The 14086-nt window shown below is 69.7% G+C and carries 10 protein-coding genes; 1 reads left to right on the top strand and 9 read right to left on the bottom strand.

The features are described from left to right. Window positions 1-2: 2 nt before the first annotated feature. From KBI44_00335 to KBI44_00300, 8 genes are all read right to left on the bottom strand, one after another. Entirely contained in the window at window positions 3-374 is a 372-nt protein-coding gene (locus KBI44_00335) for a CoA-binding protein (protein ID MBP9142901.1), read from the bottom strand. A 7-nt stretch (window positions 375-381) separates the two neighbouring features. Continuing rightward, window positions 382-2472 carry a sulfatase-like hydrolase/transferase gene (locus tag KBI44_00330; GenBank protein ID MBP9142900.1) on the bottom strand — a complete coding sequence of 697 codons (2091 nt, stop codon included), beginning with the start codon at window positions 2470-2472 and terminating at the stop codon, window positions 382-384. Next, window positions 2469-4508, bottom strand: coding sequence for a sulfatase-like hydrolase/transferase (locus KBI44_00325; protein ID MBP9142899.1), 2040 nt, complete (start codon window positions 4506-4508; stop codon window positions 2469-2471). The genes KBI44_00330 and KBI44_00325 overlap by 4 nt, the downstream gene beginning before the upstream one ends. A 79-nt stretch (window positions 4509-4587) precedes the next feature. Continuing rightward, complete coding sequence (locus tag KBI44_00320; GenBank protein ID MBP9142898.1) at window positions 4588-7536, bottom strand: TonB-dependent receptor; 2949 nt, start codon at window positions 7534-7536, stop codon at window positions 4588-4590. A 258-nt stretch (window positions 7537-7794) separates the two neighbouring features. Next, a complete protein-coding gene (gene selB / locus KBI44_00315; GenBank protein MBP9142897.1) occupies window positions 7795-9780 on the bottom strand; it encodes a selenocysteine-specific translation elongation factor in 1986 nt (661 codons plus the stop codon). Between the two features lie 4 nt (window positions 9781-9784). After that, a complete protein-coding gene (locus tag KBI44_00310; GenBank protein ID MBP9142896.1) occupies window positions 9785-10210 on the bottom strand; it encodes a GatB/YqeY domain-containing protein in 426 nt (141 codons plus the stop codon). A gap of 97 nt (window positions 10211-10307) precedes the next feature. After that, entirely contained in the window at window positions 10308-12509 is a 2202-nt protein-coding gene (locus KBI44_00305) for a HAMP domain-containing protein (GenBank protein ID MBP9142895.1), read from the bottom strand. Window positions 12510-12519: 10 nt separating this feature from the next. Next, window positions 12520-13071, bottom strand: coding sequence for a DUF4390 domain-containing protein (locus tag KBI44_00300; protein MBP9142894.1), 552 nt, complete (start codon window positions 13069-13071; stop codon window positions 12520-12522). 132 nt (window positions 13072-13203) lie between these two features. Between KBI44_00300 and smpB the strand changes: the two genes are divergently transcribed. After that, window positions 13204-13692, top strand: coding sequence for an SsrA-binding protein SmpB (smpB, locus tag KBI44_00295; protein ID MBP9142893.1), 489 nt, complete (start codon window positions 13204-13206; stop codon window positions 13690-13692). A gap of 40 nt (window positions 13693-13732) precedes the next feature. Here the strand turns inward: smpB and KBI44_00290 are convergent, their stop codons facing one another. Further along, on the bottom strand, window positions 13733-14080 hold the full coding sequence (locus KBI44_00290; GenBank protein ID MBP9142892.1) for a hypothetical protein: 348 nt from the start codon (window positions 14078-14080) through the stop codon (window positions 13733-13735). Between the last annotated feature and the right edge of the window lie 6 nt (window positions 14081-14086).

Raw genomic sequence — 14086 nt, 5'->3', positions numbered from 1 at the left:
GGTCAGGGGAACTCGGATGGCGACAGGCCGAGGTCGACGATGCTGCAGCCGTCGATGGCGGCGACCCCCAGACGGCGGGCCTCAGCGAGCACCGCCGGGTCCGCGGCGCCGGGGTTGAACCAGACCTCGCGTGCTCCGGCACGGGCGATCTCGGGCAGGAGCGCGAGCGCCACCGGCGGCGGCAGATAGACGCTGATGCGCTCGACCGGATGGGGCAGCGCGCCGAGGTTGGGGTAGGCGGCGAGCCCCTCGATCTCGGCCTCCTTCGGGTGGATGGGCAGTACTTCGTAGCCGGCGGCGAGGTGAGCTCGCACCGATTTGTTGCCGAACTTGGCGCGGTCCTTCGAGGCTCCCAGGATGGCGACGCTCTTCATGGGCCGATTATCCTCCGCCCCGGCCGTCAGGGGAAAGGCGGGCGAGAGCGGCGCGCGCCTCGGGCGCGCGCGGATCGTCGGGCGGAGCCCCGGCGAGGAACCGGCGCAGGTGCTCGGCCGCCTCGGCGCGCCGCTCCGGCTGGGCCGCGAGCAGCATCGCGAGGTTGAGCTCGCAAGGGTAGAGCGCCGGATCGAGCGCCAGCGCGCTGCGATAGGCGGCCTCGGCTTCTCCGAGCCGTCCGAGGCCGTCCAGTGCGAGGGCGAGGGTGTGCTGCGCCGCGGCGCTCTGCGGCGAGAGCGCCAAGGCCGCCCGCGCCCGGCTCTCGGCCTCCGCGAATCGACGCTCACCGAGGGCGAGCGTCGCGAGGCTGAGGTGCGCGAGGGCTTGCGTTTCGCGGTCTGCGGAAGGCTGCGCGGCCGCCTCGAGAAGCTTGCGCGCCTCGCCGCGCCGCCCGTCGAGTGCCACGAGGTGCGCCAGCCGGACACGCAGGGCCCCAGCGGTCGCTGCGTTCTCCAGGGTCTCCAGGTTCGCGGGGCTCGCCGGGGCCGCAACGTGGCCGCCGTCGAGCTGCGCGATGGCGCCGCGCAACTGCCTTTCGACGACTTCACGCAACAGGCGATTCCGCGGATCGGCAGCGAAGAGCTCGTCGAGCGCCCGTTCCGCTCCGCGCAGGTCGCCGCTCTGCCACTGCGCGTCGAGCGCCCGCAGGCGCTCGTGCAGGGCGATGCGGTCGCGCGGATCCTCCGCGGCCGCACTCTCGCTGCCCGGTGCGGCGGCGGAGAGATAGCCGAGGCTGCGCAGGCTCGCCGCGAGGGCGGCGTCCATGGGGAGGGGGGCGGCGGCCGCGCCCGCGAGCGTCTCCCGGGCGCGGATCTCGGCGAGCGCGCGCTCCAGGGCACCGGCCTCCGCCGGCTGAGTGGCCCGCAGGTCGCGGGTTTCTCCGGGATCCGCGACGATGTCGTAGAGCTCCCCGCGCGCCCCGGCGACCCACTTGTAGCTGCCGCGCCGGGTCGAGCGCAGCGGCGCCCAGCCATAGAGAGCGCTGGCGTAGAGCGATTCGGCGTAGAGCGTCCGCGAGCGGCCACCGTCGTCGGCGCCGTGCATCCCGGAGCTGAGGTCGATGCCGTCGAGCGCGCCCGCCGCGGCGAGGGGCGCCGCCCCCGCGAGCGCGAGCAGCGTCGGCGCGACGTCCACCTGACTCACCAGTCCGCCGAGCCGGCGCGGTGGGATCCCGGGCGCCGCGAGGATCCACGGCACATGGAGCGTCGCTTCTTGGAGCAGGATGCCGTGGGTCGCCTCGCCGTGCTCCCCCAGGCTCTCGCCGTGGTCGCCGATCACGCTGACGATCGCCTCGGCTCCCCGGCGGAATCGGGGGTGTTCGAGGAGGCGCGCGAGCGCCTCGTCCGTGGCGGCGATCTCGCCGCTGTAGGGGTCGTCGGCGAAGCGGGAATCGAACGGCGCCGGCGGCAGATACGGGTCGTGCGGCTCGAAGAGGTGCACCCAGAGGAAGACCGGTCGCCCGGACGTCTGTTCTGCGAGCCAGGCGAGCGCTCGCGAGAGGGTCTCCCGTGCCGGGCGCTCGGCTTTCCAGGCGCCGCCCGGTCCTGCGACGGCCTCGCCGACCTCGTCGTCGTAGCGCTCGAAGCCGCGGTCGAGACCGAAGGCGCGGTCGAGAACCGAGGCCGAGACGAAGGCCCCGGTGGCATAGCCCGCGCCGCGGAGGCGCTCCGCCAGGGTCGGCAGATCGGCGGCCGCATCGGGGAGCCGCTGCTCGCCGTTCCAGCGCACCCCCGTCCGTGTCGGCAGCCGCCCGGTGAAGAGCGACGCGTGCGCCGGCAGGGTCATCGGCGCGACGGCATAGGCGCGCTCGAAAACCACGCTGCGCGCCGCGAGGGCGTCGAGGACGGGTGTCGCTCCGCTCGAGCTTCCGTAGGCGCCGAGACGGTCGGCCCGCGTGGTGTCGAGGGTGATCAGCAGCACGGCCGGCGGTTGGCGCTGCCCGGATCCGTGCGTCACCTCGTCCTCCCCGCAGGCAGTCGCGGCGAGGGCGACCACCACGAGCCAGGGTGACGACAGGCGCCACGCGCGGCGGGTCAACGTGGTCGCGCTCCCGGGCCGGCGGCGCTCTCCAGCGTGTCGAGGTCGGCGCGGGCATCGCGGTCGTCGGGATCGATCGCCAGCACTTCCGCGAGGAGCCGCCGCGCCTCGGCGTCGTCTCCCTGCGCGTGCCGCAGCATCGCGAGGGCCTTGCGCGCCTGGAGATGGCGGGCGTCGAGGCCGATGGCGACGACCAGGTCGTCCAGCGCCTGCAGGCCGTTCTGGCGGGCGAGCGCGACCACGGCCCGCTGGTAGTAGGCGTCCGCGAGCCCGCCATCGATCTCGACGGCTTCGTCGGCGCGGCGCGCGGCGTCGTCGATGCGGCCGAGCTGCAGCAGCGAGCGCGAGGCGAGCACTCGCAGCCGGGCGCTCCCGGAACCCGTCGGACGGCGCTCGAGCTCCTGCGCGACGAGATCGGCCGCGGCTTGGGGCCGCCCGAGCTCGAGAAGCCGCAGGGCTGCGGTTTCGGCGAGGTACGACGGCGAGCCCGCGAGGGTCATGCCTTGCCGGTAGGCGGCCAGGGCCTCGTCCTTTCTCCCGAGGGCATCGTACGAGGCGCCGAGGTATTGCCAGGCGAGGGCCGCGCCCTCGTTGCGCTCGGCCGCTGGTCGGAGCACGGCGATCGCTGCCGGGTAGTCGCCCTCGTTGTAGAGCCGCAATCCCCGCAGCACCGGAGCGATCTCGACGATCTTGTCGCGTGGGTCGGCGAGGGCTTCGTGCGCACCGGCCGGAGCCGTCGTCCCGAGATAGCCGAGAGCGCTGAGGGCCGCGATCGTTTCGGCATCGGCGGGCGCCGGGGGCAGGAGCGTCCGGTCGATTGCGGCCAGCGCGCGGCGCATCGCGGAGAGCTGGCGGCGCTCGGCGCTCGCCAGATCGGTGCGCTCGGACGGATCGCCGGCGAGGTCGAAGAGCTCCGGGCGCAGACCCTCGATGAGATGCCGGTCGCCGCTCACGATCGACGCCTGGTCGCTCCAGCCGAAGTGGATGAACGGGTACATCGTCTCGGAGTAGATCGCCCGGTCGGCGACCGGAACACCGGTGGCGAGAAGGGAGATGCCCGGCAGCGCGCCGGCATCTGGAACCTGGAGCAGCGCGAGGACCGTCGGCGCGACGTCGATCAGGCCGACATTGCGCCGCACGCGCTCGCCGGCACGTTGCCCGCCCGGGAGCTTGGTCACCAGCGGTACCTGGATCGCCTCGCGGTAGAGCAGCAGACCGTGCTCGTCCTCGCCGTGATCGCCCAGTCCTTCGCCGTGGTCGGAGAGCAGGACGACGAGAGCCCGGTCGTAGAGTCCGCGCCGGTCGAGCTCCCCGAGAAGCCGACCGACGAGATCGTCGGCAGCGGCGATCTCGCCGTCGTACGGGTCGGGGTAGCGCGCCAGCATCGCCGCCGGCGGGCGATACGGAGCATGCGGCTCGTAGAGGTGCAGAAAGAGGAAGAACGGTCGCGCGCCGACACCGTCGAGAAAACGCAGCGCCGCCTCGACCGTCTCGCCGCCGGGCCGTTCGGCGATGTGGGTGGCCCCGGGCCGCCCCGGGGCCGCGGCAGCGAAGGGCGCCGGCGCGTCGTAGAAATCGAAGCCGGCGGCGATCCCGGTGCGCTTCGCCAGGACCTCCGCCGAGACCGCGGCGCCAGTGGCATATCCCAGGTCGCGCAGACGCTGCTGCAGGAGCGGGGTGCGCGCCGCGTCGACGGTGAAACCGATGTTGTCGCGCACGCCGTGTGCCGGCGGCAGGAGCCCGGTGAGGAGCGAGGCGTGGGATGGCAGTGTCAGTGGGGCCTCGGCGAAGGCGCGCTCGAACAGCAGCCCGTCGCGCACCAGCCGGTCGATTGCCGGCGTCGCGAGGTCGGTGCGTCCGGACCAGGCCGGCAGGCGGTCGGACCTCAGAGTGTCGATCGAGATCAGCACGATGGACGGACGAGGGGGCGAAGGGGCCATCTCGATTTCCGGCGGCGTGCGGCAGCCGGCTGCGCCGAAAGCGACAGTGAAGACCGCAGGAAGAAGAATCGTTGCTGCAACTCGGCGTTCGGGCACGGGGCGATTCTCTCAAAGAAGAACGCCCCCGGCGGTCGGGGACCGCCCGGGGCTGGGAAGAATGCTGCCGGTCGAGCGTCTAGAGGCGCACGCCCAGCGACAGGATGTAGGTACGCGGCAACTGCAGGTTGTTGACGGAAGTCGCCTTGCCGAAGTTCGGGCCCTTACGCCAGTGCACACCTTCGACCGGAGTGTCGGTGAAGGGATTGAACGGCTGCAGCGTCGGATCGGTGCGGCTGGTGAATACGGCGGTGTTGACGCCGATGACTCCGTCCTCGTTGAACACGTTCTGGATGTCCAGCTGGGAGAAGATCTCGAAGTCGCCGAAGAAGAGCGAGTAGTTGAAGCCCAGAGCGGTCGAGCTGATGTCGTCCGTCTTGAAAGCGCCGCGGTCGGAGAAGAAATAGTTGACCGAGGAAGGCGGCGTCTCGTAGCCGGGATTGGTCACGAAAGCCCGGGTACCGACCGGACCGACCGCCGAGTACGGAAATCCGGAGTTGTAGAGCTGCCGGCCGCTGATCGCCAGACGCTGGCGCTCGGTTTTGAACGCCTCCCAGACCGCGAACAGCGACAACTTGTGGCGCTGGTCGATGAGCAGGTCGCCGGTCGGCGCGAACCATCGCGCCTCTTTGTACTCCGGATAGCTCTCGAGGGTCGAAGTGACCGGACCGACACCGGCCGCCTCACCCTCGAAGTTTCCCTGCGCCTGGGACAGCGTGTAACCGCCGCCGATGGTGAGGCGATCGGTGGCGCGCAGATCGAAGGAGGTCTGGAGACCGAGATACTCGCGCTCCAGATTGGTGTCGTTGTTCTTCACCACCCCGAGGTCCACCAGGTTGCCGTTGGCATCGAGCACTTTCCCGGTCGAAGTGTCCTTCTGGGTGACGTAGAAGTTGCCGAACTCACGGTAGACCAGGTCGGCGCGGACCGACCCCTTGGCGCCGAAGCTGCGCACGCCGCCGATCGAAATCTCGTCGGCATAAGTCGAGCCGATGCCGTCCGCGACGACGGTGCCGCCGCCAGGAAGGTTGACCAACTGCAGCAGGGCGGTGTTGTCGAGGCCGCCCACCGAGTCGAACCAGGCGAACACCCGCCGCATGGCCTCCTCGCTGCTCACCGGCGTCTGGCCAGGGAGGACGTCGACGTTGATGTCCGGTCCGAAGTAGCTGTAGTGGAAGGTGGCCGCCTGTCCGGCGGAGGAGCCGGAGTCGGCGATGCCGTTGTTGATGCCAGCGACATAGCGGCCGTAGGAGGCGTTCAGCAGCCAGACACCACCGCCGTCCGGGTTCCAGTTCGCGCCGAGCCGCGGGCTGAAGGCGCTGTCCTTGGTGATCTCGTTGCCGGTGGCGTCCTTGCCGTCGTTCTTGTCGTAGCGCAAGCCGACGTTGAAGCTCAGGTTGTCGGAAAGGCGCCAGCGGTCGTTGACGAACAGGGAATTGGTCTTGAAATGCGTTCCGAGGCTGTTGGCGAGAATCGGATAATAGGCGATGTACGAATTGCCGCCGTCGTCACCGGCCTGGCTGCCGATCACCGGGTAGACGACGTTGTCGCGGATGATCGACTGGTCGGCGAAGACGAAGAAGTCGTTCGGCGACTGATAGTTGTTGCTGGTGCGGATGTCGTCGAAGCTGTCGAAACCGGCGACGATGTCGTGCGAGCCGGTGTTCTCGGTCGACAGGAAGTAGCTCGCCTTGGCGAGATAGTTCTCGCTCGCGCGCTCGTCGCCGCCGTCCGGGCAGAGGCTCGCGTCGCAGAAGATGGGCTCGTTGTAGATGATGCCGTTGGCGGGGTCGAAGATCGGCGTGCCGCCGGCGAGCGAGGGGTCCGCGCCGCCGGTGGCCTCGAAGTTGAAGGACCGCTCGGAGTACTGCGCCTCGACGAAGAAGTTCGAAGTCAGGACGCCGGAGTAGTTGGCCGCCATGAGCGTGTTCGGAAGACTCCGCGTGTGCAGCCCGGAGAGGTCGACCAGGTAGTTCAGGTTGCCACCGTGCCCCGTGAGCTGCTCCTGGGAGATGTCGATGTAGGAGCCGGTGAAGCGATGGTTCGCCGTCGGCGAGAAGGTCAGCTTCCCTTCGTAGCGCTCCTGCTCGTTCGTGGCGTTGTACGGGATGTTCGTCAGGTTGGTGGTCGCGACGGCGTCGGTCTCGAGCTGCCGACCAGCGACGAAGAACCACAGCTTGTCCCGGATGATCCTGCCGCCCACGGTCTCTTCATAGACACCGCGGACCTTGTCCTCGGGTTCCGGAGAGAACTCGTTCTTGCTGTTCCAGCTCTGATTGGTGAGGGTGTCGCGGACGCTGCCGTGGAACTCGTTGCCGCCCGATTTCGTCACCGTATTGATGATGCCGCCCGCGAAGCGCCCGTACTCGGCCGAGATGCCCGAGGTCGAGGTCGTCGTCTCTTCGATGGCGTCTTCGATGAAGAGCGCGTTCGGCTGGCCACGGAGGTTGTCGTTCACGTTCACGCCGTTGATCGAGTAGGTGTTCTCCCAGGATTGTGCGCCGGAAATGGTGATCGCGCCGGCGGGACCGGTCGCCGAAGCTCCCGGCGAAAGAGCGACGGCCGCGAGCTGGGTGCGGGCGCCCGGCAGCTCTTCGAGGATGTCCTGCGAAATGGTCGTGGCGTTGGTGTTGTCCTTCGAGATGAGGGTGACGGCCTCGCCGGTGACCTCGATCGTCTCGGTGACCGCGGCGAGCGACATGTCGATGTCCAACTGCAGCGCCTGCGAAGAGGCGAGCCTGGACGTTCGGCTCTGCGTCTCGAAACCGTCCATGGTGTAGGTCGCGGTGTATTCGCCCGGCGGCAAGCTGGGAAGCACGTAGTCGCCGTTCAGGTCGGTCACCGTCGTGCGTACGCCCTGGAGCGCCGCCGAGGAGACTTCGACCGACACTCCCGGCACGCCGTTGCCCTCGGCATCGGAGACGCGGCCCGAGAGGCGGCCCGTGGGAATGCCCTGAGCGACGGCGACGCCCGAAGCGACGAACGCGAAGAGCAGGGCGAGTCCGACTGCTTTCTTGAATCTCTTCATCGATCTTCCTCCCTCGTAGTTGCGTTCGAACATCCGCGTGCACCGCGGTTGTTCGACTGCACTGCGCTATCGCGAGATCGATGCCAGCTTCGAGATCGAGCGCGGAAACCTCGCTTCGACACTCGCCGTATAAGGAAGCGAATGCGATCGGAAGCGAGAGAGGGGGGTGATCGGATCGAAGGTGTTCTTCAGCGCGATGAGTTCAATTCCACGGCGTTGAACGAAATCGCGGAGACGAAATCGAATCGCCGAGACGCTTCAGCGCGATGAGTTCGGCTTCACGGCCTTGGATGTGTCCGCTGCGGCGCGCAGCTCGCGCTCTTCTCCGACGCGTCCCGTCACGCCGACATTGTCGAGATGCTCGAGCAGCGGAATCGTCCACTTGCGCGAGAGCCCGAAGCGGCCTTTGAAGGCGACGATGGAGAAGCGGGACCAGCCGGTGGCGCGAAGCTCGTCCACGAGGTGCGCGATCGTCGCGTTCGCGAAAATGAGGCCGCCGGGCAGGCGCACGAGCTCCTTGCGCTTGACCAGGTGCTGGATGAGTCCCTCGACGATCTGCGGTTTGGCGTCGAGGGCGCGCGCGACTTCGCCTGGCGAAGGCGGCGTCAGCCCGGCCGCGGCGTAGCGCTCGACGATGGCGCGGGCGAGCGGCGACAGCTCGGCCGGCGGCTCGAGGGCGCGGCCCGGGAAGCGCACATCGCCAGCGGAGATGTCGATGTCGCCGGCCGCTGCGAGACGCGCGAACCAGAGGTCCGCGAGCGCCCGCGCGGCGCCGGGCAGGAGCAACCGCGCCGCAGCAGCCTTGGCCAGGCCGAGCTCGAGGGGATGTTCGGCGAAGAACCGAGCCAGTGCTTCGCGTGCGCCGCGGCGCACGGCTGCGAGCGTCTCGGGCCGCAGATAGCGCGCCTCGGTGTTGCGCGTGCGTTCGTCCGCCGCCTCCGGCCGGAGGCGCACCAACTCGCCCCGCTCTTCGAGCGCGGCGAGCAGGCGTCCGGTCTCTTCGGCGCTTCTGCCGGTGCGCGCCGCTGCCGCGGCGGCGGTGAGGCCGTGCTCGGCGGACTCGGTGGACCAGGCGAGGAGCGCCGATGCCTCGTCCCCGGCGAGCGCAAGCATCCGAGCCGCGGGATCGCCGCGGCGCTTGCGCCGCCACCAGGGATCGAGGATCGTCCCGCCGCCGATCGTCGCGGGCGGCGATGGGCGGCGGACCACGATGCGATCGCCGCGCACCGCCACGACCGGCGTCGCGAGGGCGATCTCGACGAGGTCCGTATCGCCGGGGGCGAGGCCTGTGTCAGTCAGCGGACGCGCCGTACCCACGGTTTCGGTGGCATAGAGATGCACCCGCACGGCCACCGGTTCGAGGGGGCTCGCGAGCGCGACCGGCGAGCTCGCGAGCATCCGCCAACGCACGAGCAGTCGGCGGGTGGAGCGCAGCGCTCCCGGCGTCGCGAGCTCCATGCCGCGGGCGAGCGCCGCGAGCTCGACGCCTGCGAGCTGCAGGGCGGTGCGCTCCCCGGCCGCGGCCCGCCTGGGTTTGCCGTGCACCTCGACCGAGCGCACGCGGGCCGCGAGCCGCGACGGCAGGAGCTCGAGGAGGTCGCCAGGAGCGACCGTTCCGGAGATCAGAGTGCCGGTCACCACGACGCCCTGCCCCTTGACCAGGAAGGCGCGGTCGATCGGCAGCCGGGCGGGATCGGCGTCGCGGGCCGAGGGCGCGAGCTCGCGGGCTGCTTTCTCGAGAGCGGCGCGCAACGCCGGGACGCCCTCGCCGGTCAGGGCCGAGACCGGGAAGATCGGCGCTCCGGAGAATCGCGTACCCGCGAGGAGGTCGGTGATCTCGAGCTCGGCGAGCCCAGCGGTCTCGGCATCGACGGCGTCGACCTTGTTCAGCGCGACGATGAGGCCGGGGAGCTCGAGCAGTTCGGCGATCTCCAGGTGCTCGCGGGTCTGCGGTCGGATCCCCTCGTCGGCGGCAACGACGAGGAGAAGGAGCCGCACTCCGCCCAGTCCGGCCAAGGCGTTGTGCAGGAAACGTTCGTGTCCCGGGACGTCGACGAAGGAGATCTCGCTGGCCGCGGTCGCGGCCGATCCGGTGCCCGCGAGGTGCGCGAAGCCGAGATCGAGGGTGATACCGCGTCGCTTCTCTTCTTCGAGACGGTCGCAGTCGATGCCGGTGAGCGCGCGGACGAGCGCAGTCTTGCCGTGATCGACGTGGCCGGCGGTGCCGACGAGAAGGGAGCTCACCGCCTCACCGTGCGGCAAGCAGCTCGCGGGCGAGGCGATTCACGAGGGCGCCGTCGGCGGTGCCCGCGAAGCGCGCCAGAGCCGCCTTCATGACCGCCCCCAGGGCTGCCGGCCCGGCGAGACCCTGCGCGCCGACCTCGTTGACGATTCCCGCGATCGCGAGCCGCAGCTCCACTTCTGTGGCCTGCTGCGGCAGGTAGCCGGAGAGGATACCGGCCTCGACGTCCTCCTTCGCGGCGAGCTCCGGGCGGTGTCCGCTGCGAAACTGCTCGGCGGACTCGCGACGCTGCTTGATCGCCTTTCGCACCAGCGCCTGAAACGCCGCCTCGTCGACCTCGCCCTGGGCGGCGGGTCCACGCAGACCGGCGCTCTGGACTTCGGTGAGCAGCATCCGGAGCGTCTGCAGCCGGACCTTGTCGCCCGACCGCATCGTCTCCTGTATCTCCCTTGAGAGCCTCGCCTGCGGTGTCTCCTGCATCGGCCGATTGTACAGTCAGTCCGCCGCGCGCTCCGGCGAGCCGGGGGACTCAGCGAACCGGCAGCTCGATCGTGAAGACCGAGCCGCGCGGCAGGTTCTCGGCGACTCGGATCGAGCCGTTGTGGTCGCTCACGATGCGGTGCACGATGGCGAGCCCCATGCCGGTGCCGCGCTTCTTGCGCGAGAAGAAGGGCAGGAAGAGCTTGTCGCGATCCTCCGCGGGGATGCCGGTTCCGCTGTCGGCGACCTCCAGGATCAGACGCTCGCCGCGGCGCTCGGCGCGGACCTCGACCTCGCCGGGCGAGTCGGTCGCCTCGAGCGCATTGTCGAGGAGGTTGATGAGCACTCGCCGCAGCTGCTCCGGATCGACCCAGACCTCGCCGATCTCCGGCGCGACCGCGGTGCGGATGGCGACGCCGGGCTTGACGTCACGGTAGAGCGCCACCACCTCGGCGACCAGGCCGTCGATGGCGGTATCCGCGAGCTGCGGTCCAGGCATGCGGGCGTAGCGCGAGAACTCGTCGACCAGCGACTGCATCTTGCCCACCTCGCGCACGATGATGGCGACGCTCTCTTCGAGCAGCTCGCCGATCGCGGGATCGCCGTCCCGATGCTTGACGCGCAGGCGTTCGGCGGCGAGACGGATCGGTGTGAGGGGGTTCTTGATCTCGTGCGCGATGCGCTGGGCGGCCTCGGTCCAGGCGGCGAGCTTCTGCGCCTTGATCAGGTCGGAGAGGTCCTCGAGCACGACGACTCTGCCGCCGTCGCGCCCGGTGCCGTCGCGCAGATCCGATACCTTGACCTCGAAGGTACGGCGCTCGCCGCCGAGGACGAGGCTCACCTCGGCGGCCTCGCCGGGGTGGCCTTCTGCCGTCTCGATCAGGCCTTCGAGGCGCGCGCGCTCGGAGTCGCTCCAGGCTTCGGCGAGCCTCCGGCCCAGCAGATCGCCCTCCTTCTGGGCGAGCATGGCGAGTGCGGCGGCGTTGGCGGACAGCACCGTGCCGTCGCTCCCCAGCGCGATGACGCCGGCGGCCAGATTCTCGAGGATGGCGCCGACCAGCGCGCGCTCCTCGGCGAGGCCGCGGTTCGCCGCCAGGAGGTCGCGGTGGTTGCGGTCGATCTCTTCGCGATTGCGCCGCAGCTCCAGCGTCATGCTGTTGAACGACTCGACCACCGTGGCCATCTCGTCGTCCGTGGCGACCTCGATCTGCTGGTCGAGATCGCCACTCGCGACCCGCCGCGTACCTTCGGCGAGCGCCTGGATGGGCAGCATCAGGCGGCGGGCGAGGAAGAGACCCGCCCAGGAGGAGGCGAGCAGGATGAGCAGCGTCACGAGCACGAACATCAGCCAGTAGCTGGCGGCGAAATCGCGTTTCTGCACTTCGAGCTGGCGGTAGGTCTGATACGACTGGATGAGCTCCTCGCTCTGGCCGGAGGAGACCGGATCGAGAACGGTTCCGGCCACGACGATCGGGCGCCGCGTGCCGCCGGCAGCGGCACCCACGGCGGCGGCGAGGATCAGCCGTCCGCGCGTGCCGGCCGGCAGCAGCACCCGGTTGGCCCGGCCACTGCCGGAGGCGTCGAGCAGGAAGTTGCGCCCCACCTCCGGCAGGTCGTTCAGGCCGGACTCCGGGTCGACCACGGCGTGGACGAAGTCGGTCTCGAGGTAGACGCCGAGGAAGGCGACGCCCGACTCGTCGCGCCACTGCGCGAGCTTGGCCGGGAGGGCCGCGCGTGATTCGGCTTCCTCGAGGTTCAGGCCCGAGAGCCGCCGCGCCACCCGCAGCGCTTCGCGATAGTTGCGGTCGCCGATCTCCTTCTGCAGCGATTGCGCCACGGCGCTGCTCTGCTCGAGGACGGTGCGCAGCGAGCTCGAGAACCAGCGGTCGATCGAGCCCTGCAGCAGCTCGCTGGCGTAGAAGAAGAGCAGCAGCACGGGCACCAGCGAGAGGCCGACGTAGGTCGCGACCAGTTTGGTCTTGAACTTCGCGCCGAGGGCGCGCTGGCGGCGCTCGAGCCAGAGCCGCACGAGGTTCCTCGCCAGCACGAAGAGGATGACCAGGATGAGCAGCGCGTCGGCGTAGACCAGAACGAACAGCAGCACCTTGTTCGTGACCAGCACCGAAGGCAGGTCGCGTCCGCGCTGGATCAGGTAGTAGATGAGGGTGAGGACGGCGAGCACCAGAATGAGGGCGGCGGCGACGTACCGGCCGTCCTTGCGACGCTGCCCGAAGAGCTCGCGAAGGTCCATGGCGCTCGTCTCAGGGCTCCGGCGCGTGCAACCGGACCTTGTTGGACTCGACCCATTCGGTGGAGCGCTGGTAGGGGATGAACCCCAGCACGGCGCCGGGTCCGAGGTCGACGCGCACGCGGACGAGGAAACGCGAGCCGTCCGCGTCGGCCTCGAGGGCGAAGGCGGGGAAGCTCTCGAAGTGGGTCATGGCGCGCTCGAGCTCCTCCTCGTCGCGCACCGTGCGGCTCTCGATGAGCCGGCCGCCCTGCTTGGTGTTGACCAGGTACTCGCGGGTGACGGCGTTGTACATGGCGACCACCTCGAGCACCGTCGAATCGAGACCCCTGTCCCACCAGTGCTTGCGATCGCGCTTCAACTCGAGCTCGTAGATGAAGCTCGTCGGCAGGCCGGAGGCGATCCGTTCCCTGGTTTCGGCGTCGAGGCCGTTGGCGAGGTGGAAGCCGACGAGCACCTGGCCGCCGTCGACGGTCACCCGGAGGTCCTCGATCGCGGGCTCGCCGGGCCCGCCGGTCACGGCGAGGAGCAGGCCCAAGACGAGGAAGCGCGACCACGCGAACATGAGAGGTCAATCTACCATCGCGCACCGGCCGGGTCGCGCTCTCGCGAGGCCCCACGGACAGGTAGCGGAGGCTTTTCGGCGATAGACTGGGGACCGACCGGGCGCTCGCTGCCGGTCGCCGGCAAACCACCCATGAACGAAACCACCCCGCAGGTACGCCTCCTGGCCGGCAACCGCCGCGCCGCTTTCGACTACTTCATCCACGAACGGCTGGAGGCGGGCATCGCGCTCACCGGCACCGAGGTGAAATCGGCGCGCACCGGCAAGATCCAGCTCTCCGACGCCTTCGTCGACTTCCAGAACGGCGAGGCCTTCCTGGTCGGCGCCCACATCAGCCCCTACTCGCACGGCAACCGCGAGAACCATCTCCCGGACCGTTCGCGCAAGCTCCTGCTGTCGCGGCGCGAGATCGACAAGCTCGCCGGCCGCGTGGTCACCAAGGGCTACAGCGTCGTGCCGCTCCAGGTCTACCTGCGCGGCAGCCGCATCAAGGTCGAGATCGGCCTCGTCCAGGGCAAGAAGCTCTACGACAAACGCGAGACCAAGCGCACCCAGGAGCTCGACCGCGAAGCCGCCGCCGCCATGGACCGCGCCACCCGCGGCCGCGGCGACCGCTGGTAAAGGGGGCTTCCGCGGAGCCGCTGCCTCATCGGCGAAACGACTAGCGGCCTTTGTTGAGGATCGCCGGGTCGAGGTTTCCGACGGTGGTCGACAGGGTGTAGGTGTAGCTGCTGGCCTTCGTGCCTGCAGGATTTGAGTCCGCGATCGTGACCGCGTCCGACCCTCCCGAGGTGAGCGTCACGTCCTGAATTCCCGGAGTCTTCGACACGATCGAGATCCATGGACTCTGGAACATCCAGCTCTGGCCGCTCGCGGGGGCAAAAGTGATCGAGGCGCTCTCCCCGATCTCTATGGTGATCGTTCCATCCGACGCGACCTGCTTGCTCTCCGAGCTGTAGGACGCGACCCCTTTTTCGTCGATGGTGACTGCGATGCCGATGACTGTCATGGCTTG

This window comes from Thermoanaerobaculia bacterium, from assembly GCA_018057705.1.
Classification (GTDB): domain Bacteria; phylum Acidobacteriota; class Thermoanaerobaculia; order Multivoradales; family JAGPDF01; genus JAGPDF01.
Note: the sequence above shows the minus strand (reverse complement) of the source record. Positions and strands in the feature narration are given on the sequence as shown.